Origin of the sequence: Archangium sp. (assembly GCF_045802675.1) — a bacterium.
Taxonomy (GTDB): Bacteria; Myxococcota; Myxococcia; order Myxococcales; family Myxococcaceae; genus Archangium.
This window is the reverse complement of record NZ_JBJMQO010000080.1, coordinates 119,204-141,239: the sequence shown is the minus strand read 5'-3', so window position 1 is coordinate 141,239 and position 22,036 is coordinate 119,204. Positions and strand designations below refer to the sequence as shown.

At 69.7% G+C, this 22,036-nt stretch carries 20 protein-coding genes; 9 read left to right on the top strand and 11 right to left on the bottom strand.

All coding sequences use genetic code 11. The features are described from left to right. Positions 1-14: 14 nt before the first annotated feature. From ACJ8AN_RS23160 to ACJ8AN_RS23135, 6 genes are all read right to left on the bottom strand, one after another. A complete protein-coding gene (locus ACJ8AN_RS23160) occupies positions 15-1,187 on the bottom strand; it encodes a pyridoxal phosphate-dependent aminotransferase (protein ID WP_407757616.1) in 1,173 nt (390 codons plus the stop codon). Then, positions 1,184-1,462, bottom strand: coding sequence for a hypothetical protein (locus tag ACJ8AN_RS23155; protein ID WP_407757615.1), 279 nt, complete (start codon positions 1,460-1,462; stop codon positions 1,184-1,186). Before ACJ8AN_RS23155 ends, ACJ8AN_RS23160 begins: the two co-directional genes overlap by 4 nt. Positions 1,463-1,568: 106 nt before the next feature. Then, positions 1,569-2,291: a dethiobiotin synthase gene (gene bioD, locus ACJ8AN_RS23150; protein ID WP_407757614.1), complete on the bottom strand. Its 723-nt coding sequence runs from the start codon at positions 2,289-2,291 to the stop codon at positions 1,569-1,571. A 39-nt stretch (positions 2,292-2,330) separates the two neighbouring features. Next, positions 2,331-3,488: an 8-amino-7-oxononanoate synthase gene (gene bioF, locus ACJ8AN_RS23145; protein WP_407757613.1), complete on the bottom strand. Its 1,158-nt coding sequence runs from the start codon at positions 3,486-3,488 to the stop codon at positions 2,331-2,333. Next, a complete protein-coding gene (gene bioB / locus ACJ8AN_RS23140; RefSeq protein WP_407757612.1) occupies positions 3,485-4,516 on the bottom strand; it encodes a biotin synthase BioB in 1,032 nt (343 codons plus the stop codon). Before bioB ends, bioF begins: the two co-directional genes overlap by 4 nt. Before the next feature lie 161 nt (positions 4,517-4,677). Continuing rightward, complete coding sequence (locus tag ACJ8AN_RS23135; RefSeq protein ID WP_407757611.1) at positions 4,678-4,947, bottom strand: GlsB/YeaQ/YmgE family stress response membrane protein; 270 nt, start codon at positions 4,945-4,947, stop codon at positions 4,678-4,680. A 207-nt stretch (positions 4,948-5,154) separates the two neighbouring features. On the opposite strand from ACJ8AN_RS23135, the gene radA reads away from it, so the two are divergent. Then, positions 5,155-6,516 carry a DNA repair protein RadA gene (gene radA / locus ACJ8AN_RS23130; RefSeq protein WP_407757610.1) on the top strand — a complete coding sequence of 454 codons (1,362 nt, stop codon included), beginning with the start codon at positions 5,155-5,157 and terminating at the stop codon, positions 6,514-6,516. A gap of 213 nt (positions 6,517-6,729) precedes the next feature. Here the strand turns inward: radA and ACJ8AN_RS23125 are convergent, their stop codons facing one another. From ACJ8AN_RS23125 to ACJ8AN_RS23115, 3 genes are all read right to left on the bottom strand, one after another. Next, positions 6,730-7,050 (bottom strand): hypothetical protein, encoded by a 321-nt coding sequence (locus ACJ8AN_RS23125; protein ID WP_407757609.1) that lies wholly within the window; start codon positions 7,048-7,050, stop codon positions 6,730-6,732. Between the two features lie 515 nt (positions 7,051-7,565). Beyond that, entirely contained in the window at positions 7,566-8,363 is a 798-nt protein-coding gene (locus ACJ8AN_RS23120) for a hypothetical protein (protein ID WP_407757608.1), read from the bottom strand. 26 nt (positions 8,364-8,389) lie between these two features. Beyond that, complete coding sequence (locus tag ACJ8AN_RS23115) at positions 8,390-9,265, bottom strand: hypothetical protein (RefSeq protein WP_407757607.1); 876 nt, start codon at positions 9,263-9,265, stop codon at positions 8,390-8,392. A gap of 382 nt (positions 9,266-9,647) precedes the next feature. Between ACJ8AN_RS23115 and ACJ8AN_RS23110 the strand changes: the two genes are divergently transcribed. The 7 genes from ACJ8AN_RS23110 (at position 9,648) to ACJ8AN_RS23080 (ending at position 18,309) form a co-directional block, all read left to right on the top strand. Then, the gene (locus ACJ8AN_RS23110) at positions 9,648-10,583 is read left to right on the top strand and encodes a DUF2381 family protein (RefSeq protein WP_407757606.1); all 936 of its coding nucleotides are present in this window, start codon (positions 9,648-9,650) and stop codon (positions 10,581-10,583) included. Positions 10,584-10,594: 11 nt separating this feature from the next. Next, on the top strand, positions 10,595-11,092 hold the full coding sequence (locus ACJ8AN_RS23105) for a serine/threonine protein kinase (protein ID WP_407757605.1): 498 nt from the start codon (positions 10,595-10,597) through the stop codon (positions 11,090-11,092). 30 nt (positions 11,093-11,122) lie between these two features. After that, complete coding sequence (locus tag ACJ8AN_RS23100; RefSeq protein WP_407757604.1) at positions 11,123-12,598, top strand: ATP-binding protein; 1,476 nt, start codon at positions 11,123-11,125, stop codon at positions 12,596-12,598. A 213-nt stretch (positions 12,599-12,811) separates the two neighbouring features. After that, on the top strand, positions 12,812-14,935 hold the full coding sequence (locus ACJ8AN_RS23095; protein WP_407757603.1) for a PAS domain-containing protein: 2,124 nt from the start codon (positions 12,812-12,814) through the stop codon (positions 14,933-14,935). A gap of 2 nt (positions 14,936-14,937) precedes the next feature. Beyond that, positions 14,938-15,354: a response regulator gene (locus ACJ8AN_RS23090; protein ID WP_407757602.1), complete on the top strand. Its 417-nt coding sequence runs from the start codon at positions 14,938-14,940 to the stop codon at positions 15,352-15,354. Positions 15,355-15,368: 14 nt separating this feature from the next. Continuing rightward, a complete protein-coding gene (locus ACJ8AN_RS23085; RefSeq protein ID WP_407757601.1) occupies positions 15,369-17,786 on the top strand; it encodes a PAS domain-containing protein in 2,418 nt (805 codons plus the stop codon). A 136-nt stretch (positions 17,787-17,922) separates the two neighbouring features. After that, positions 17,923-18,309: a VOC family protein gene (locus ACJ8AN_RS23080; protein ID WP_407757600.1), complete on the top strand. Its 387-nt coding sequence runs from the start codon at positions 17,923-17,925 to the stop codon at positions 18,307-18,309. Positions 18,310-18,332: 23 nt separating this feature from the next. Here ACJ8AN_RS23080 and ACJ8AN_RS23075 read toward each other — a convergent pair whose 3' ends face one another. Next, a complete protein-coding gene (locus tag ACJ8AN_RS23075) occupies positions 18,333-19,319 on the bottom strand; it encodes an aldo/keto reductase (protein WP_407757599.1) in 987 nt (328 codons plus the stop codon). Between the two features lie 200 nt (positions 19,320-19,519). Between ACJ8AN_RS23075 and ACJ8AN_RS23070 the strand changes: the two genes are divergently transcribed. Continuing rightward, positions 19,520-21,400, top strand: coding sequence for a serine hydrolase domain-containing protein (locus ACJ8AN_RS23070; protein ID WP_407757598.1), 1,881 nt, complete (start codon positions 19,520-19,522; stop codon positions 21,398-21,400). Positions 21,401-21,403: 3 nt separating this feature from the next. On the opposite strand, the gene ACJ8AN_RS23065 is transcribed toward ACJ8AN_RS23070, so the two are convergent. After that, positions 21,404-21,979, bottom strand: coding sequence for an NUDIX hydrolase (locus tag ACJ8AN_RS23065; protein ID WP_407757597.1), 576 nt, complete (start codon positions 21,977-21,979; stop codon positions 21,404-21,406). Between the last annotated feature and the right edge of the window lie 57 nt (positions 21,980-22,036).

Here is a 22,036-nt window from a genome sequence, read left to right as displayed (position 1 = left end):
CGCGGGCCCCGCCCCTACCCGCTCGTGGCCAGCACGCGCACGAGCGGCTCCAGCGCGGCGGCGAAGACGTCCGGCGGTGGCAGCAGCGACAGCACCAGGAAGGCCCCGCCGATCAGATCGTAGAAGTACCCCGGTTGCACCACCACCCCCGCGTCCAGCAGCTCCAGGCACATGGCCTCCTCGCCGGGCTCCAGGGGGATGCGCAGCACGGTGCTCCACCCGCCATGCGCCGGGACCATGTCCCAGGGGGCGTTCCTCGGGCGGGCCTCACGCAGCAGCCGCCGGTTCTCCTTCACCCGTGCGAGCAGCGCCGCCTGGAAACGGCGGGTGTGGGCCAGCAGCCCGGGCAGGGCGAGCTGCACGGGCGTGTTCACCGACAGGTACGTGTCCGCCACCAGCTCCAACCGGGCCAGGGCCTCGTCCCGGAGCGCCTCGGGCCCGCCCACGTGCGTCCACCCCAGCTTGAGGCCGGGCAGCCCCACCACCTTCGACAGGCCCGACAGGGAGAACGTCAGCATGGGCGGCGCACGCCCGGCCACCGTCGCCACCCGGCCCGGCTCCTCGTCCCAGGCGAAGTCGGAGAACACCTCGTCCGAGACGAGCGCCAGCCCCTCCTGTGCGCACAGCGTGCTCAGCGCCTCCAGCTCGCCCTGGTGCAGATAGTGCCCGGTGGGGTTGCCGGGATTCACCACGAGCACCGCGCGGGTGCGCTCGTTCTTCGCGGCGGCCACCGCCTCCACGTCCAGGCCGAAGCCGTGCGCGCGCGGCAGCCGGTAGGGGCGCGTCTCCACGCCCTCCAGCCGCGTGAGGTACTCGAAGAGCGGGTAGCTGGGCGCGGGGACGAGCACGTTGTCCCCGGGCTCGCACAGCAGCTTGAAGAGCCAGCCGTAGGACTCGCTGGTGCTCGCCGAGAGGACGAGGTGCTCGGGCGAGACGCGGGCACCCCGGGTGGACAGGTGCGCGGCCACGGCCTCGCGGGCGGACAACATCCCCTGGGGCTCGGGCGCGTAGTCGAGGGCCCCCGGGTGCGCCAGCAGCTCCGGCCTGGGCGCGGGCAGGCCCACGCGGGTGGGGTTCGTCTCGGTGAGGTCCAGGACGGGGAGCCCACGCGCCCGGCGCTCGGCGAGAGCCCGCGCCAGGGGGTTCCACGTCCGGGGGAAGTCGGTGCGGGCGGAGAAGCGGCTCACAGTCCCGTCTGTAGCATCGCCGAGGCAACGAGGCGGATCAGCTCGCGGCGGATCTCCTTGCGGCAGTGATCCACGGCCTTGGGGTGGGGAGCGGGCAGCTCGTCGGGGCGCGAGCGGATGGCGGTACGGACCACGAGCTCGACCTTGGCCGGCTCGATGTGGAAGAGCCGGTGACCGTCCTTCTGCAGGAAGTAGGAGAGACCGCGCGCATCGTAGAGCTTGGAGAAGTAGCGCCTGGCATCGGCGAGGAGCGAGAGGTCGATGATGTCCGCCATTCGTGCCCGGCGTTCTCGCGCAGATCGAAACATGCGTCCATTTTCACGGCCGAGTGACACGAAAACTTGCACTCCCGTGCGCGGGACGATCGCGGCGGAGGCCGATTTATCGGCCTCGCGCGCGACTGGAGCGGCCTGTAGCGAGCCATGGCGCCACCAGCGGAGCGAGTGCCTTTCGGAATGCCGCGTGACGTCGGCGAGGGTCCTCCAGGTAGGGCACGGGACCGAGGACCGGGACGCGGTGGCGCTCGGAGATGAGGGCGGGGTTGTCGCGCTCGGAGGGATCGCGCGAGGGAGTGCCGCGGGAGAGGAGCACGGCGGCGACGGGGAGGTTGCGCGCGGCGAGGGCCTCGAGGGACAGGGCGGTGTGGTTGAGCGTGCCCAGGCCCGCGCGGGCGACGAGCAGCACGGGCAGGCCGAGGGTGGAGATGAGATCGATGACGTCGTGGGAGGAGTCGAGGGGGACGAAGAGGCCGCCGGCGCCCTCGACGACGACGGAGCCGTGCCGCAAACGCTCCCAGGCGGCGAGGGTGACGCGCCAGTCGGGCTCGCGGCCGAGGCGGCGGGCGGCGATGCCGGGAGCGAGCGGAGCGCGGAAGCGGTGGGGACAGACGAGCTCGAGGGGCAGCTCACTCCGGGCGGCCTCGCGCAGGGAGAGCGCATCGGCGGGGGCGGAGAGAGACGAGCACCCGCTCTCATAGGGCTTGAAGCCCTGGGGAGAGAGCCCCGCGTCGGCGAGCAGGGACAACAGGGCGCGGGAGACCTGCGTCTTGCCCACGCCGGTATCCGTACCCGTGACGAAGAACCGTGGCCATTTCCTGGTTGCCAAGGAGACCTCCCACTCGGGGCCCTGGGAGGACCCCATCAGTCACAGATTCAGCGAGCGCAGCCCCTGGAGGGCCAGGTCGACATGGCCCTCGGTGTGCGCGGCGGAGAGACAGAAGCGAAGCCGGCTGGTGCCCTCGGGGACGGTCGGAGGGCGAATGGCCTTCACGAGCAATCCACGGGCACGCAGCGCACGGGACGCGGCGACGGCACGCTCGGGCTCCCCCACGATGACGGGGAAGACAGCACTGCGGGGCTCGGCGAGGAAACCGAGCGAGCGCAGGCCCTCGGAGAAGCGCCGGATGTTGCGCCACAGGCGGGCGCGCAGGGCGTCATCGAGCTCGACCAGGTCCACGGCGGCCTCGGCGGCGGCGCACAGGGCGGCCGGGAGCGCGGTGGAGAACACGAGGGGCCGCGCACGATTGAGCACCAGCTCCACCACGGGGCGGGAGGCGCAGATGTACGCGCCCAGCCCGCCGAGCGCCTTGCTCAAGGTGCCCATGCGCACGTCGACGGCGTCACCCAGCCCCAGCTCCTCGCACAGCCCGGAGCCGCGAGCGCCGAGCACGCCAGTGGCATGGGCCTCGTCCACGAGGAGCGCGGCACCATGGGCCTGGCAGACGCGGACAATCTCCCGGAGGGGCGCGAGGTCCCCATCCATGGAGAACACGGTGTCGGTGACGACGAGCCGGCGGCGCGCGGGAGTGGAGGCCAGCGCCTGCTCGAGCGCCTCGACGTCGGCGTGCGGATAGACGACGACGCGGGCGCGCGACAGCCGGCAGCCGTCGATGAGGGAGGCGTGGTTGAGGGCGTCGGAGAAGACGGCGTCCTCGGGGCCGACGAGGGACTGGATGGTGCCGACGTTGGCGGCGTAGCCCGAGTTGAACAGGAGGGCGGCCTCGGAGCGCTCGAAGGAGGCGAGGCGGGCCTCCAGCCGGTGGTGGGCGGTGGTGTCCCCCACCACGAGCCGGCTGGCCCCGGAGCCCACGCCATGGGCCTCCAGGGCGGCGGCGGCGGCGGCGCGCACGGTGGGCGAGGCAGCGAGGCCCAGGTAGTCGTTGGAGGCGAAGTTGACGAGCGTCTCGCCCCCCACGCGGACGAGGGGACCCTGGGGAGAGTCGAGCGGCTCGAGGAAGCGCTTCAGCCCCCGGGCGGACAGCGCGTCCAGCTCCGCCCGGGCCCACTGCGTGGCCACGCTCACCGGGACGTGTCCGGCTCCAGGGGGCGGATGCCGGCCTTCTCGAGGAGGGCCATGTCCTGGGTGTACTCGGGGTTGCCGGTGGTGAGCAGCTTCTCGCCGAAGAAGAGCGAGTTGGCGCCCGCCATCATGCACAGCAGCTGGGCCTCCTCGTTCATCTGCATGCGGCCGGCGGACAGGCGCACCATGGCCAGGGGCATGAGGATGCGGGCGGTGGCGATGGTGCGCACCATGTCGATGCTCTGCACGGGCTTCTGGTCCTGCAGCGGCGTGCCCTTGACGGGGACGAGCGCGTTGATGGGCACCGACTCGGGATGGACCTCCTGGTTGGCGAGCGTGAGCAGGAGCTTGCAGCGGTCCTCGATGCTCTCCCCCATGCCGATGATGCCGCCGGAGCACACGGAGATGCCGGCCTGGCGCACGCGCTCGAGCGTGTCGAGCCGGTCCTGGTACGTGCGGGTGGAGATGATGTCGCCGTACTTCTCCTCGGAGGTGTCGAGGTTGTGGTTGTAGGCGGAGAGGCCGGCCTCGCGCAGGCGCTTCGCCTGGCCCTCGGTGAGCATGCCGAGCGTGGCGCAGGCCTCCATGCCGAGCGACTTCACCCCGCGCACCATCTCCAGGACGCTGTCGAACTGGGGACCGTCCTTCACCTCGCGCCAGGCGGCGCCCATGCAGAAGCGGGTGGCCCCGGCGGCGCGGGCCTTGGAGGCGGCGTCGAGCACCGAGGAGACGGCCATGAGCTTCTCGGCCTGCAGGCCCGTGTCCTTGTGGTAGCGCGCCGCCTGGGGGCAGTAGCCGCAGTCCTCGGGGCAGCCGCCCGTCTTGATGGACAGCAGCGAGCACAGCTGCACCTTGTTGTCCTGGAAGACGGCCCGGTGGACGGTCTGCGCCTTGTGGATGAGCTCCAGCAGGGGCAGCTCATAGAGGGCTCGCACCTCGGCGAGCGACCAGTCGTGGCGGACGGCGACGCCCGGAGGCGGAGCGGCGAAGTGGGCGTGACCGTGGAAGTCGTGGGCGGCGGAGTCGGACATGGGCTCCTCGAGCAGTTGGGAGCGCGCACGGTGCGTGGACGCAACGCCCTTGTCAACCACGCAGCGAGGCCGGGTTGACGACCCCCGGCCCCCGCAAACGACAGCGGGGCCCGGGGGCCGGAGCGCCACGCGGGCGCCCCTGCCCTACCGGGCCCCGGACATCAGGCGTGGATGCGACGGCCTCGGCCCGCCCAGCCCACCAGGAGTAGGACCACGATGGAGCCGACCACGGACATGATGATGCCCGAGGGATTCAGGTCGAAAACTCGGCGGTTGGGCGAGAAGAGAGCGCCGATGAAGCCACCGACGAACGAGCCCACGATACCCAGCAGCATCGTCGCCACCAGACCCATGGACTGACGGCCCGGCATGAGCGCACGCGCCAGCAGACCGGCGACCAGACCCACCACGATGAACCAGATGATGCTCATCTCCGTCTCCCTTTCATGGGTACCGCGACGCGCGGTCCCGTTTGCGACCAAACTGGGGAGCCGACCCGCTGGACACAACTTGGCGGGGACCATGGGTGAGAACCCCCGTTTGGCCGCTCGCCCTCCGGACGGGCACGGACGGGCGGGTGAGCAAAGGCGCGGGAAAGCGAGGGAAACGTGGGCCCCCTGAGCTAGACACCACCCTCTATGGCGAAGGCGAAGACGCACTACACGTGTCAGGCGTGCGGGTACCAGTCGGCGAAGTGGTTGGGGAAGTGCCCCGACTGCGGCGCGTGGAGCTCGCTGGTGGAGGAGACCGAGGCGAAGGTGGACGAGAAGCGCCCGGCGTGGGGGGCCTCGGGAGGAGCGTCCAAGCCGGTGCGGCTGCGCGAGGTGAGCGGCGAGCAGGAGCAGCGCCGGCGCACGGTCATCGCCGAGTTCGACCGGGTGCTGGGAGGCGGCGTGGTGGACGGCTCGCTGGTGCTGCTGGGAGGAGACCCGGGCATCGGCAAGTCCACGCTGCTCTTGGCGGCGCTGGACAGGCTGGGGCACGGGGGCCCGGTGCTCTATGTGTCGGGCGAGGAGTCGCTGCGGCAGACGAAGATGCGCGCCGAGCGGCTGCGGGTGGAGGGCGAGTCCATCCACCTCTTCGCGGAGACGGACGCGGACCGGGTGCTGACGGTGGCCGAGGGCCTCAAGCCGCGGGCGCTGGTGGTGGACTCGATTCAGACGATGTACCTGCCGGAGCTGGGCAGCGCGCCGGGGAGCATCTCGCAGGTGCGCGAGGTGGCGGGGCGCTTCATGGCGTTCGCCAAGCGCAGCGGGGTGCCCACGTTCCTGGTGGGGCACGTGACGAAGGAGGGCTCCATCGCGGGCCCGCGCGTGCTCGAGCACATGGTGGACACGGTGCTCTACTTCGAGGGCGAGCGCGGCCACCCGTTCCGGATTCTGCGGGCGCACAAGAACCGCTTCGGCTCGACGAACGAGATTGGCGTCTTCGAGATGAAGGGGGCGGGACTGGTGGAGGTGCCGGACCCCTCGGCGCTCTTCCTGGCCGAGCGCCCCGCGGGCAAGGCGGGCAGCGTGGTGACGTGCACGTTGAATGGAACGCGGCCGCTGCTGGTGGAGGTGCAGGCGCTGGTGGCGCCCACGGGCTACGGCACGGCAAGGCGCACGGCGATCGGCGTGGACGGCAACCGCGTGGCGCTGCTGGCTGCGGTGCTGGAGAAGAAGGAGGACATTCCGCTGGTGGGGTGCGACCTGTTCGTGAACGTGGCCGGAGGCATGCAGCTGTCCGAGCCGGCGTGCGACCTGGCGGTATGCGCGGCGCTGGTGAGCAGCCTGCAGAACCGGCCGCTGGAGGCGCACACGCTGATACTGGGCGAGGTGGGCCTGGCGGGCGAGGTGCGCGCGGTGGGCCAGGTGGAGCCGCGGCTGGCCGAGGCGGCGAAGATGGGCTTCCAGCGGGCCATCATCCCGAAGGGGAGCGCGCGGCGGCTGGAGGGCTCGAAGCTCGAGGTGGTGGGCGTCGAGACGCTCACCGAGGCGCTGGGAGCGATGTTCGATTGAGCGGGCCGCCTACTGCAACCCGAGCTCGTGGTCCCAGAGAGTGAGCAACCAGCTCAGATACCCCGGACACGCACCTGACACCCGGTCGAAGTCCAGGAGTCCAGCGTAGCGAAGCGCTCGCGCAGGTACGAGGGGTCGGCCAACACCTCGCGGTGCTTCCCGGGTGTCATGCTCATAGGTCCGCACCGGACCATGGAACTCCGATGTCTATGTCTACTGCAGCCCGAGTTCATGGTCCCAATTGACCAATAGCCAGATCAGCTCCGACGTACACGCACCGGACACCCGCTCGAAAAACCATGGATCCAGCGTGGCGAGGCGCTCGCGCTGGTAGGAGGGATCTGCCAACACCTGCCGGTGCTTCAACTTGCCCGCGTGCACGAGAGCCCGGGGCATCTGTCGGAAGATGGCCTCGATGCAGTCCTCCCGCGTCGCCCTCGCCATGCGCTCCGCCGCCACCTCCAGGCGCGAGCGCACCGAAGCCTCGCCCTCCGGGCACCACGCCTCCATGGCCCAGCCACAGGAGGCGACCAACACCTCCTCCAACGTCTGCGCCCCCCCCCAACTTCGTGAAGAGATAGCGCGCGGACTGGAGCGGCTCCCAGAAGCGCAGCACCGCTTGCAGGCGCCACGCCGTACGCTCCGCGCTCACCGGGGCCATGTACGTCGTCGTGAAGAAGAGCGCACCCCAGGCCGTCTCGCGGAAGAACGCCTCGTAGTCATCCCTTACGGGAAACGACTTCTGCCCTTCCAATGCCAAGTCAATCATGACATGCGACACCATATACAGCCGCCAGGCCGGACGCTCACACTGGAAGTCCACCACCTCGTGCGCAACCACTACCTCGCCCGGAGGCACCTCCACCATCTGACGGGGCGCGGGAAAGGTACCGTCCTTGCGGTACTGTTCACCACAACGCAAGCCCTCCCGCTTCGTCTTCTGCTGCACCGAGCGGAAGTTGCCATGCAGAAAGGACGGCAGTTGCAGCGCAGCAGAGTGTCCAGGTGCCATGCTCATGGGTCACCAACGAACCATTGAACTCCCATGCCTATTGCAGCCCGAGTTCGTGGTCCCAATCATATAACAGGCTGATGAGTTCCCCCGTGAGCGCGCCAGACACCCGCTCGAAAGAACGCGGATCGAGCGTGGCGAGGCGCTCGCGCTGGAAGGCGGGATCCGCCACCACCTCGCGGTGCTTCAATTTGCGCGCATACGCAAGAGCTCGCGGCATCTCCCGGAAGATGGCCTCGATGCAATCCTCCCGCGTCGCCTTCGCCATGCGCTCCGCCGCCACTTCCAGGCGCGAGCGCACCGAGTCCTCTCCCTCCGGGCACCATGCATCCATGGCCCAGTCACAGGAGGCCACCATCACCTCCTGCAGCGTCTGAGGCACCCCCAGTTTCTTGAAGAGGTAGCGCGCGGACTGGAGCGGATCCCAGAAGCGCAGCACCGCCTGGAGGCGCTTGGCCGTACGCTCCGCGCTCACCGCGCCCATGTGAGTCGTCGCGAAGAACAACGCCCCCCAGGCTGTCTCGCGGAAGAACGCCTCATAGTCATGCCTCACGGGGAACGATTTCTGTCCTTCCAGAGCCAGATCGCCCATGACATACGACACCATGTACAACCGCCAGGCCGGGCGCTCGCGCTGGAAGTCCACCACCTCATGCGCCACCACCACCTCGCCTGGGGGCAGTTCCACCATTTGCCGGGGGGCGGGAAAGGTGCCGTCCTTCCGGTACTGCTCGCCACACCGCAGGCTCTCTCGGTGCGTCTTCTGCTGCACTGAGCGTAAGGTGCCATGCAGGAAGGACGGCAGTTGCAGCGACGTGGACTGTCCAGGTGTCATGAAGTGCGTCCTAACAAAGCAGCCCCTCAACGAGGAAGGGACATGCCCGCAGCAGCCGGCACCTGCGCCGGGGGCACAGTGGGAGAGAGCCGCGCCGGGAAGGGAACGACCTGACCACCTCCCTGTGCTGGTGGCTGCCGCGCCCCAGGGCCCGTCCCCATCTGTCCCAGGATGGAACCCCACAAGACCGTCGCCGCAACCCCGCCGACGAGGTCGATGACCATTCCCACGGTCCCACTGATGGTGGTGAGGTTCTCACGCCGGTTCACCATTCCCTCCACAGCCTGACCTACCCAACCACCATACTGCCGCAACTCCTCCACGGTGAGGTCCACCCACTGGGCGGCCTCGTACGCCGCCGCCTCGGACTCGAAACGTTGCTGGCTGCGCGTCCACTTGTACTGGACAACTCCCGGCTCGGGGTTCTTCCATTCCAGGCGCCAAATGTATTGACCTCCCGCGAAGCGAACGAGGATTTCGCCCCGAAAGTCCGAGCCACCCGTGAACCGTCTGCCAGACAAGATGGTCCGATTGAGTGCTGCAAGGTATTTGCGAGCTTCCTCACGGCCTTCTCGCAGGGCCTGCTCATCCCAGGGTTTGATTTCGAAGAGTTCCCTGGAGGTGACATCGGTGATGTCCGGACGTAGCTCGCGCTCGTTCGGCAACAGAAGGGACGCGTCTCCAATTTCCGTGTCATCAACAATGAATTTGATCGATTTGGTATTGTAATAGGCTCTGCTGCCCGGGTGATTGACACCGTACATGAGAGCGATGAGCCGGTGTGAGGCATTGCCCATGAAGAGCTCCCAGCGCATCTGCGAATCCGGCTTGCGGCCGGGAACGTTGTAGCCCTGGAGGCCCGGACCGGTAGGCCCGCCTCCCACCGGCGGCCCATCGCTCATGGCCAACAGAGCTCCTGGCGATGGAACGGAACCCGGCGAACCGTACCGTGGCACCTCCTGGCGCCAGGCAGAGGAAGTCCCCCCACCAGAGGCCGTGGCGCAGGCGGCGAGCACCGGCACGAGAAATAGGGCCACGCACCGCGCGACCCGGAACGGGGATGGACAGCCGACGACGGCACTCACGTGGACCTCCCGCTCCGCTCACGCCCAAGGGCGCGGAGTCAGCCGGCAGTAGACGTGGGGAGCCGGGGGAAACCCAGGTCCTGCGCGGTCGAGTCAGTCGGGAAATCCCGCCCGCCACGGTCACTGTTACGAGGCAAGAGGCACCCAACCCACACGGGACTGGCCGCCCATCACCCGTTCTGTTAGGTTAAGTCTCATCATGCGCCACTTCCTACTTCCGCGGTTCACCCTCTTGCTGCTGCTCATGGCCTCCGTGGCCGTGGCCAGCGAGCCCGAGAAGCACGCGCCCAATGAAAGGACCCTCATCCTCTCGGAGCACCCGAGAACCGAAGCTTCCAAGCTGTACGTCGGCGGCGGCATCTCCACCGTGCTGCGCCTGGAGAGTTCCTGCGATCCCGAGCGGACGCGGCTGCTGGGGTGGGAAGGCCACTTCGAGCCCCTGGTCTGTGCCGGCAAGTCGGTGCTGCTGTATCCCCTCCGCGACCTCACGCCCGAAGACCGCTTCCTGCTGATGGTGACGCTCACGGATGGGACGGAAATCCCTTTCATCGTGACGGCACATCAGCAGACCTATTACGACCGGGAGATAGACCAACAGGTGAACGTGTTCGCGGACCGCGAGGGCTACAACGCGGTGCTCGCCTCCCTGTACCGCTCGCTCAAGACCGAGCGGGAACTGCGCGAGGAGAACGAGCGCTACCGCAAGGAAGAGAACTCGGTTGACCACGCCTACGCCACGCTCCTGGCCAATGGGGCCGAGAAGCAGGCGCCCTTCAAGTTGAAAAACACCATCGTCCTCAAGGACGGAGACGTGAAGATGGTCGTCAAAATCTTCTCTGGGAAAGGAAAGGCAGCGGTTGAAGTTCAGCTCACCAACAATGATCCCCAAACGCCTTGGGTATTCGGAGAGGCGCGCCTGACCTCCGACCCGACCTCCGGCACGGCAAAACCGTTCGCGTCTCGCATGAACCGGGCCGACATCGTCCCCGGCGCGTCAGGAACTCTCGCAGTCGTGGCGGACAAGAGCGCCTTTGTCTCGGAGCAGGGTCTTGTTGATTTGACCTTGGAGGTGTTCCGAAGCGATGGGCATCAGCAATTGATGGTTCTGCTAGATCACCGTCTCATTCGTGAGTAGGAGCGACGATCATGCCCATCACGAAGGCACTCTTCTTGTCCTCCGCAGCGCTATTGCTCACGTCCTTGGGATGCACCACGACCAGTGCAGGCGCGGTAGCACTGCGTCCAGATGGAACCCCCGGCCCCCAGGAATGCCCGGAAGAAGCACGCAAGGCCATGCGGTATGTCCGGCTGCACGTCGGGGATGCGGCACTGGTGGAACTCGATGCCAATCAGGTGGGAGCACAGCCCATCACGCTCTATGACGGGCCCGTGGAGAGCATGTTGACGGACGATCTCGGCATGCTTGAATCTCCAACCCGTTTGTACGGTTGGGTCTGGACGAGTGGCCCGCAGGTCGTCGTCCGGTATTACGAAGCCCATCCACCGGATGGAGACAAAATCCCCATCTGTGCGGTGGCCCGGCTCGGCAACGGCCAGCTCCGCAAGCGGCCCGAATCGAAGCCGGGGACCGCCATCCTCGACTTCTCCGTCGCCTCCGCGTTCATCGTCGATTCGTTCCGGTGATTCACCGGTTAGGGTGAGCATCCGTCTTCCATGTCCACCCCGCCTCCCCCCACCTCCCGCTTGAAGGACGCGCTGGGCTCGCTCCCGGCGCGTCTGCTGGTGGCGTTCCTGCTGCCCATGCTGCTCTTCCTCGCGCTCACGGGCACCGCCGTCTACGCCCTCGCGCGCTCCATCCTCGAGGACGAGCTGGGCAACAGCCTCTCCGCCATCGCCGCGGCCACCGCGAGCCAGGTCAACGGCGAGCGCATGCTCACCGTCGAGCCGGGAGACGACACCTCGGGCACGCGCACGTGGCGCAACCTCGTGCGCCTGCTCACCGAGTTGCGCGACGCCAGCGGCGTGCGGCGCGTCTACGTGGTGGACACGCAGGGCCGGGTGCGCGTGGACGTCGGCGGCGGCCTCCCGGTGGGCACCGAAGTGCCCGAGCTCGCGCGCGACAGGCTCGAGCTCTCCCGCGTCTTCTCCGGCCAGCGCGCCGCCAGCCAGGTGCTCTTCACCGGCTCGGACGGGCGCCTCTACAAGACGGGCTACGCCCCCGTGCGCCGCGACACCGAGGTGGTGGGCGCGGTGGCCGTCGAGGGCAGTGCCGCCTTCTTCGGTCCCCTCTCCCGTCTGTCCCGGAGCTTCGCGGCCGCGAGCGTGGTGGCGCTCGGGGTGCTCGGGTTGGTGGCCGTCCTCACCGCGCGGGGACTCGCGCGTCCGCTGCGGCGGCTGATGGACTCGGCGCTGCGCATCGGCCGCGGCGACCTCACGACGCCCGTGCCCCCCGAGCCCACGCGTGAAATCGGCGTGCTGGCGCGCGAGCTGGAGGTCATGCGCGGGGCGCTCGAGAGCCGGGACCGGCAGCTCAAGTTGATGCTGGCCGGCGTGGCCCACGAGGTGCGCAACCCCATCGGCGGCATCTCCCTCTTCTCGGGCCTGCTCGCCGAGGACCTCAACGCAGGAGCCCACCAGGACGCCGCCGGACACGTGGCGCGCATCCAGCGCGAGGTGGAGTACCTCCAGCGCATCGTCGAGGACTTCCTCGCCTTCGCCCGGGAGCAACCCCTCTCACGCGAGCCCGTGGCGGCGCCGGATCTCCTCCAGGAGGCCAGTGGCCTGCTCGCGGCGGACGCGGCGGCGCGCGAGGTGACGGTGGAGGTGGAGGCCGAGCCCGCGGTGCTGGAGGCCGACGGCAGCCTGCTCACGGCCGCGCTGGTGAACCTGGTGAAGAACGCGGTGCAGGCCTCGCCCCCGGGCGGCCGCGTGCGCGTGACGGGCCGGGGTGAGGGCCTGGGCTACACCATCCGCGTCCAGGACAGCGGCCCCGGCGTGCCCGAGGCCGAGCGCGAGCGCATCTTCGAGCCCTTCTTCACCACCCGCGAAAAGGGCACCGGCCTGGGCTTGCCGCTGTCGCGAAAAATTGCACGCGCCCACGGCGGAGAATTGCGGCTCGTCCCCTCCTCTCCGGGAGCCACCACGTTCGAGCTCACCCTCCCCCGGGGTACGACACCCGCCTCCTCCTGAACCAGCCCGCCAGACAGGCCCCGGGACGGCTTGCGGCGGCGAGGGGAAATGCACACCCTGCGATGACCTGTTGCGCGGACGACAGCCTGTCCGCTGTGCCGGACACGCGGTCGGGGGACGCAGTAAGAGGTGAGGGTGGGGGGTCCGGACAGGTCGCAGCACGGTGGTTGGCCAGCAGGTTCTTCCTCCTCTTCCCACGGAGGGTCACTCGACGTGTCCCGCCAGTCCGACGGCGATCTCACCGCGTACGAGAACCTGCCCTCCCTCTTCGGGAGCACGGGCTCGGAGCAGCGCGTCGACACCGAGCGCGAGCAGTTCCGCCTGCTCGCCGAGGCCCTGCCGCAGATCGTCTGGACGTCGCGGCCCGATGGCATCCAGGACTACCTCAACCGCCGCTGGTACGAGTTCACCGGGCTGAGCTACGAGCAGTCGCGGGGCGAGGGGTGGAAGCAGTCCTTCCACCCGGAAGACCTCCCCGAGGCCGAGAAGCGCTGGCGCCACAGCCTCACCACTGGCGAGCCCTTCGAGGTGGAGTACCGCTGCCGCCGGCTCGACGGGGTGTGGCGCTGGTTCCTCGGCCGCGCCATCCCGGTGCACGAGTCCCAGGGCCGCATCGTCCGCTGGTTCGGCACCTGCACGGACATCGACGACCAGAAGCGCACCTCGGACGTGCACAGCTTCCTCGCCGAGGCGAGCTCCCTGCTCGCGCTCACGTTGGATCCCGAGGAGACGGTGCGCAACTTCACCCGCCTGGCCGTGCCGCGGCTGGCGGACTGGTGCGCGGTGGACCTGGTGCGGCCGGATGAAACCGTCGAGCGCGTCTCGGTGAGCCACTGCGACCCGGCCCGGGAGACGCTCGCCTGGGAGCTGGCGCGGCACGAGCCGGTGGACCTCCATACGGACGCCCACGGCCCCGGCTACGTCATCCGCACCGGCCAGTCGGAGCTGCTGGAGGTCATCTCGGAGTCGACGCTGGAGACCCTCGCTCGGGACGCCGAGGGGCTGCGGCTGTGGCGGGAGCTGGCCCCGCGCTCCTCGCTCGTCGCGCCGCTGGTGGTGCACGGGCGGACGCTGGGCGCCATCACCCTCGCGCAGGCCGGGAGCACCCGGAGCTTCTCCGCCGCGGACCTCCCGCTCGTCGAGGAGCTCGCACGCCGCGCCGCGCTCGCCCTGGACAACGCGCGCCTGTACCGCGAGAGCCAGAACGCCGTGAGCCGGGCCCAGCACGAGCGCCACCTCGCCGAGCAGGCACGCGCCATGTTGGACACGCTCCTGGACGCGGCACCCGCGGGCATCGCCCTCTTCGACCGGACGCTGTGCTTCGTGCGCGTCAACCGCACCCTGGAAACCATCAACCGCATGCCCGCCGAGGACCACCTGGGCCACACCATGCCCGAGGTGCTCGCCACGCAGTCGCCCGGGGTGGACATCGTGGTGAAGTCCCTGCGGCGGGCGCTGGAGACGGGCGAGACGCAGACGGTGGAATCCACCACCCGGCTGCCCAACGGCGAGGAGCGGGCGTGGCTGGCGCGCTATGCGCCCGTGCGCTCGGCCGAGGGCGCCACCCTGGGCGTGGCCACGGTGGTGCTGGACATCACCGAGCGCAAGCGCGCCGAGGCCGAGCGCGAGCGCCTCATCGCCGCGCTGGAGCGCAGCAACCAGGACCTGGACCAGTTCGCCTACGTGGCCAGCCACGACTTGAAGGCCCCGCTGCGCGGCATCGCCAACCTGTCGCAGTGGATCGAGGACGACCTCCAGGACGTGATGACGGAGGAGACGCGCGAGCAGATGCGGCTGCTGCGCGGGCGCGTCCAGCGCATGGAGGCGCTCATCAACGGCATCCTCGACTACAGCCGCGCGGGGCGGATGCGCAGCCGGCCGGAGCGGGTGGACGTGGGCCGGCTGCTCACCGAGTGCGTGGAGCTGCTCGCCCCGCCGCCCGAGACGGTGGTGGAGGTGGAGCCGGGCATGCCCGTGCTGCGCACCGAGCGGGTGCCCCTGCAGCAGGTGTTCCTCAACCTGCTGGGCAACGCCTTCAAGCACGCGCGCAGCTCGGACATGCGGGTGAAGGTGGGCGTGCGGGCGGTGGACACCTTCTGGGAGTTCTCCGTGTCCGACAACGGCCCGGGCATCGCCCCCGAGTACCATGAGCGCATCTGGGGCATCTTCCAGACGCTCCGGGCGCGCGACGAGTTGGAGAGCACGGGCATCGGCCTGTCGGTGGTGAAGAAGAGCGTGGAGGCACGCGGGGGGCGTGCCTGGCTGGAGTCCTCCCCGGGCCAGGGGGCCACCTTCCGTTTCACCTGGCTGAAGCATGCCCCGGAAGAGGGGCGCTGAGTGTGTCCGTGAAGATGCTCAACATCCTCCTGGTGGATGACGACGCGGTGGACGTGATGAACGTGCAGCGCGCCTTCAAGAAGAGCAACGTCCACAACGCCCTCTACATCGCCAGCGACGGGCAGCGGGCGCTGGACATGCTGCGCGACGGCAGCGTGCCCTCGCTCAACCGGCTCATCCTGCTGGACCTGAACATGCCCCGGATGAATGGCCACGAGTTCCTGCGGGCCCTGCGCTCCGACCCGGAGCTGAGCACCACCCCCGTCGTGGTGCTCACCACGTCCAACGACGACCGGGACCGGGGGCAGAGTTACGCCCAGCACGTGGCCGGCTATCTCGTCAAGCCCGTGACTTCGCCCGCATTCGTGGAGTTGATGGCCGCACTCAACGCATACTGGACGCGAGTGGAGCTGCCGTGAGGGCCGAGGAGCACATGGGGGACCAACCGCTGCGCCTGCTGGTGGCGGATGATGATGAAGTGGACCGGCTCGCCGTGCGGCGCGCCCTGCTCAAGGCGGGGGTGAACGCACAGCTCGTCGAGGTGGGGGATGGAGCGTCCGCGCTCGCCGCCCTGCTGGAGCAGACGTTCGACTGCGCCCTGCTCGACTTCCAGATGCCGGGCCGGGACGGGCTCCAGGTGCTGCGCGAGGCGCGTGCCGCCCTGGTGGAGACGCCCATCATCATGCTCACCGGCCAGGGCGACGAGCACATCGCCGTGGAGCTGATGAAGGCGGGCGCCACCGACTACCTGGGCAAGGCGGCGCTCACCCCGGAGCGGCTGGAGCACCTGCTGCGGCAGACGTTGCGCCTGCACGAGGTGCAGCAGCAGTACCGCACGCTGGCCGAGGTGCTGCCGCACACCATCTGGACGAGCCGGCCCGACGGGGCGTTGGACTACATCAGCCGCCGCGGCTACCAGGACACGGGCATCACCCCGGGAGACCCCACGCAGTGGACCCGGGCCGTGCACCCGGAGGATCTGCCGCGGTTGATGGAGCGCTGGCAGCACAGCCTGCGCACCGGCGAGCCCTACGAGGTGGAGGCCCGTCTGTGGCGCGTGGGCGGCACCTGGCGCTGGCACCTCATGCGGGCCCTGCCCATGCGGGACGCGAGCGGCCGCGTCGTGCGCTGGTTCGGCACCAACGCGGACATCGACGATCAGCGGCGGGCCCAGGAGCGGATTTCACGCCTGCAGGCCGTCACCGCCGCGCTCTCCGAGGCCCCCACGCCCCGGCAGGTGATGGACGTCATCGTCACCCAGGGGGTGAGCGCACTGGATGGGCAGGCGGGAACGCTGTGGCTGGTGTCCGAGGACGGCCAGGCCCTGGAGCTGGCGGGCAGCACCTCGCAGCTGCGGGAGCTGATGCGGGGCCTCGAGCGGATTCCACTCGACGCGCCCCTGCCGATGGTGGAGGCGGTGCGCCACGACCGGCTCGTCACCTGTGACAACTTCCAGGAGAGCGCCCGGCGCTACCCCGCGCTCGCCGCGCTGAAGCTGCCCTTCGAGGCCTCGGCGGTGATGCCCCTGCGTGGCAGCCGGAGCGTGATGGGGGCCCTGGTGGTGCACTTCTCGGGGCCGCGCACCCTGCAGCCCGACGAGCAGGAGTTCTTCCTCGCCCTGGCCCGGCAGGGAGCACAGGCGCTCGAGCGCGCCCGGCTCTACGAGTCCGCGCAGCAGGCGCGCGCCGCCGCCGAGGAGAGCGAGACGCAGCTGCGCGACTTGCTGGTGGACCGCGAGCGGATGGAGGCCACGCTGCAGGAGCGCGACGAGCGGTTGCGCGCGGCCCTGTGGGCGAGCGGTACCGGCACCTTCCGGTGGGACCTGCGCACCGGCTCGCTGGAGTGGGACGAGAACCTGGACCAGCTCTACGGGCTGCCACCGGGGCGCACGGTGCAGACGATGGAGGACGTGCTGCCGCTGGTGCACCCGGAGGACCGGGCCGAGGTGGAGCGCCGCAACGAGGCCTGCGCGCGCGAGGGCGCGGACTTCGAGATGGACTTCCGGGTGGTGTGGCCGGACGGGCGCGTGCACTGGCTGAGCACCAAGGGCAAGACGTTCGTGGACGCGAACGGACGGCCGCTCTACATGACGGGCGCCTGCGTGGACATCACCGCGCAGAAGCAGCAGGAGGCCGAGGCGCGCCAGCTCGCCGACTTCGAGCGGCAGATCCTGGGCATCGTCAGCCACGATCTGCGCAACCCGCTGAGCGTCATCCGCATCTCGGCTTCCATGTTGCTGGCGCGCGAGGGCTTGGACGAGCGGCAGAGCAAGAGCCTCACGCGCATCATCTCCGCGGCGGACCGGGCCACGCGCCTCATCCGCGACCTGCTGGACTTCAGCCAGGCGCGGCTGGGCGGAGGCATCCCGGTGGACCGCAAGAAGATGGACCTCTTCGAGCTGGCGCGGGGCGTGGTGGAAGAGGTGGCCGCGAGCCACCCGGAGCGCGAGCTGACGATGACGCTGGAGGGCGAGGGCGGAGGCGAGTGGGATGGAGACCGGCTCGCACAGGTGCTCGGCAACCTGGTGGGCAACGCGCTCCAGCACAGCCCGCCGGACACGCAGGTGAGGGTGAGCTGCCGGGGCGAGGCGGGAGAGGTGTTGTTCGAGGTGCACAACGAGGGAGAGGCCATCGAGAACGCGGTGCTGCCCGGCCTCTTCGAGCCCTTCCGGCGAGGCCGGCACGCGGGGAGCGGAGCGGGCAGCGTGGGACTGGGGCTCTACATCACGAGGCAGCTGGTGCTGGCGCACGGAGGCGGCATCACGGTGTCGTCGCGAGCGGGAGAAGGCACGCGCTTCACGGTGCGGCTGCCGCGCCGGGCCCCTACCCCGCCCCCCCTCCCCAGCGCCTGAACCCGGGAAACACCGCCAGGCGAAGACACCTCCAAGCGGAGACAAATCCCCTCGCCCTCCGGGAGAGGGTCGGGGTGAGGGGACCGGAGCCAACAGGTTCTCCCCTGTGCCGTCCGGGAGAACTAGGGTGCTGGACATGACCACCCCTGCTCCCTTTCTCGGACTGCGCACCGCCCTCTACCCCGTCACGGACCTGGCGAAGGCCAAGGCCTGGTACACCCAGGTACTCGGCGTCGCGCCGTACTTCGACGAGCCCTTCTACGTGGGCTTCAACGTGGGGGGCTTCGAGCTGGGGCTCGATCCGGACACCTCGTCGGCGAAGCCGGGCGCGGGAGGCCCGGTGGCCTACTGGGGCGTGGAGAACGCGGACAAGGCCTGGGAGCGCCTGATGAAGCTGGGCGCCGAGCCCGCGAGCCCCGTGCACGACGTGGGCGGGGGCATCCGGGTGGCCGCCGTGAAGGATCCGTTCGGCAACGTGTTCGGGCTCATCGAGAACCCGCACTTCCCCAACACGGCGGCCTGAGAAACCACCTCGGAGGACCCAGCTCAGCGGTGGATGGCCTTCATGCCGGCCTCGGGGTAGCGGGTGCCGGCGGCCACGCCCTTGGGAGCGATGGCGTCGATCTCCTTCAAGTCCTCGGGGGAGAGGCGGACGTTGGCCGCGGCGATGTTCTCCTCGAGGTACTTCTGGTGCTTGGTGCCGGGGATGGGAACGATGTCCTGTCCGCGGGCCATGACCCAGGCGAGCGCGAGCTGCGAGGCCTTCACCTTCTTGCGGGCGGCCAGCTCGTTGATCTTCTCCACGAGCTGGAGGTTCTTGGTGAAGTTCTCGCCCTGGAAGCGCGGGTTGTTGCGGCGGTAGTCATTGGCCTCGAAGTCCTCGAAGCGGCGGTAGCGGCCGGTGAGGAAGCCGCGGCCCAGCGGGCTGTAGGCGACGAAGCCGATGCCCAGCTCGCGCACGGTGGGGAGCACGTCGTCCTCGGGATCCCTGCTCCAGAGCGAGTACTCGGACTGGAGGGCGGAGATGGGGTGCACCTCGTGGGCGCGGCGGATGGTGTCGGGGGCGGCCTCGGACAGGCCGAGGTAGCGGACCTTGCCCTGCTTGACGAGCTCGGCCATGGCGCCGACGGTGTCCTCGATGGGGACGGTGGTGTCCACGCGGTGCTGGTAATACAGGTCGATGTGCTCGACGCCGAGCCGCTTGAGCGAGGCCTCACACGCCTTGCGCACGTAGTCGGGCTTGCCGCTGATGCCGAGGAAGGAGCCGTCCTCGCCGCGCACGTTGCCGAACTTGGTGGCGAGGACGACCTTGTCGCGCCGGTCGGCGATGGCCTTGCCCACAAGCTTCTCGTTGGTGAAGGGCCCGTACATGTCCGCGGTGTCGAGGAAGTTCACCCCCAGCTCCAGCGCGCGGTGGATGACGGAGATGGACTCCTTCTCGTCACCGGCGCCGTAGAACTCGCTCATTCCCATGCAGCCCAGGCCCTGGGCGGAGACCTTCAGCCCCTGCTTTCCGAGTGACCTCTGCTCCATGACAGTCCTCCTGTGAATACGGACGCCGGATGGACCGGACGCCCGTGTGGCGCCGCCTTGTTAGCGGCCAGGACGAGCCGGGGCCAGGAGAAGAAGGGCCAGAGCGTGACTCTCGTCCCTCGGGGCAGGACGCGCCGTCCACATTCCGACGCGCTGGGGGCCCGTTTCCATCCACAGGGGAAGTCCGCTACACCGCTGGAATGCCGTCCCCGCCGTCCGGAGTCCTGTCGAGCCTGCCCGTCCTGGTGCTCGTGCTCGCCCTGACGGCACCGGCGTGGGCGGAGGCTCCGCGCGGTGAGGAGCCCACGGCACTGGAGCCGCTCGTCGAGCGCCTGGTTACCCGGCAGCTCGCGGAGCACCGGATTCCCGGAGCGACGGTGGCGGTGGTGCGGGACGGGCGCGTGGTGCTGGCCCGGGGCTACGGCGAGGCGGACGCGGAGCACTCCACGCCCGTGGTGGCGGACCAGACGCTGTTCCGCGTGGCCTCCGTGGGCAAGCTGTTCGTCTGGACGGCGGTGATGCAGCTCGCCGAGCGCGGACGGCTCGATCTGGACGCGGACGTCAACACGTACCTCGGGGACGAGCGAATCCCCATGACGCATACGAAGCCCCTCACGCTCGCGCACCTGATGGCACACGCGGGAGGCTTCGAGGTGCCCGAGCGCCTCTGGCCCGAGGGCCCACCGCCCGGCACACTGGCCGCGTACGTGAAGGAGCGCAGGCCCGTGCAGGTGCGGCCACCGGGCGAGCTCTCGGCGTACTCCGACTACGGGACGAGCCTCGCCGAGCACATCGTCGAGCGGGTCTCGGGCCGACCCTTCGAGCAGTACCTCCGGGAGAACGTGCTCGGGCCGCTGGGGATGAGCCGCAGCCTCTTCCGCAGGACGGTGCCGCCGGAGCTCGCGGCCGACGTGGCGCTCGGGCACTCGCTGGAGAACGGGAGCCCGCGCGCGAGGCCCCTGGCGCAGGTGATGGTGGCCTCCAGCGGCTCGATGCTCACGACGGCCACGGACGTGGCGAGGTTCATGCTCGCGCACCTCGAGGGCGGGCAGTACGAGGGCCACCGCATCCTGCGAGAGGAGACAGTGCGGCGGATGCATCGCCAGCACTTCACGCATGACGCCCGGCTGAGCGGGTGGGCCCACGGCTTCATGGAGCTCCACCTCAATGGCCAGCGGCTCATCGGGCACACGGGGGACGCGTATCTCTTCCACTCGCTGCTGGTGCTGCTGCCCGAGCGGGGACTGGGGCTGTTCGTCTCGTACAACGGCCCCGGGGAAAAGGACGGTGCGCAGCGGGCGCGGATGGAGCTGCTGCGCGCCGTGCTCGACCAGGTCTCCCCTGCCCCGCCGTCCAGCGTGCCCGCGCCCACGAAGGACTTCGCCGAAAGGGCGGCACGATTCGTGGGCGGCTACCAGACGACGTGGAGGGCCTACACCACGGCGGAGGCCTCGCTGGGTTGGCGACAGGAAGTCCGCGTGCGTGACGGACGAGATGGCACCCTGCTCATCCAGGAGCCCGGGAGTGCACCGCGGCACTGGGTGGAAGTGGAGCCGCTGCTGTTCCGTCCCGCCGAGGACCCGGCCTCACCGGAGCGCGTGGCCTTCCGCGAGGACGCACGGGGAAACATCACGCACCTGTTCCTCGAGAACAGGCCCACGGCGGCGTACGAGCGGGTGTCCTGGGACGAGACGTCTGTCTTTACCTACGGGCTGCTCGCCGTGTGCGCCGCGCTCTTCGCGCTGGCCGTGCTGGGAGGACTCGTCCATCGGAGCCCGGCCACGGGGTTGCTGGCGGTCATCGGCCTGCTGCACCTGCTCTTCCTCACCGGCTTCACCCTGCTGGTGCGCCACCGCGTCGAGCTCGACTACGGCGACACGCCCTGGCTGCTGAGGGCCTCGCTGGCGTGCGCGCTCGGAGCCTCGGTGCTCACCCCGGTGGCGTTCCTCGGAAGCGTGCGAGCGTGGTGGCAGGGCTCCGGAACACGCGCTCTACGCATGTTCCTCACCGGAATCACACTGGCCGCGGCACTCTTCGCCGCCTGGCTCCACCACTGGCACCTGCTCGGACTCGACCCCTGAGGCTCAGCCCGCGCGCGCCACGGCCCGGGCCTTCTGCAGCAGTCGGTACAGCGCCTTCTCGTCCGCCGCCTGTGCCAGCGCCTCGTCCCACGTCAGCCACCGCGCGCCCAGGGACTCGCCCGGGTCGTGCGCCAGCGCCTCCGGGTTCTCGGCCACCACCAGGTAGCGCACGTCCAGGTGCAGGTGCTCCCGGTCGCCCGCCTTGCGCGCTGGAATCGTGTGGACGTCCACGTCCAACGGCCTCGGCGCGCGCGCGTGCAGCCGCACCCGGCACCCCGTCTCCTCACGGGCCTCGCGCAGCGCCGTGGCCTCCATGCTGCCCGCGTCCGCCTCCTCCGCGTGCCCTCCCGGCTGCAACCACCGCCGCACCTTCGCGTGGTGCACCATCGCCACGCGCTCGCCTGACGGGTCCACCACCACCGCACTGCCGGTGAAGTGCGCCCGCTCCTGATTCCGGGAGAAGGGCTGCTCGAGCTCCGAGGCGAAGACCCGCATCCTCGCCACATCCTCGCGCTCCTTGTCGTCGGTGGGAACGTAGTGGGCCAGCAGCTCGTGCAGGGAGGTCGGGGAGGTGCTCATGGGCGCGCCATTGTGCCCACTTCGACGCGAGGTGCCAGGACGATATAGGGTGCGCCT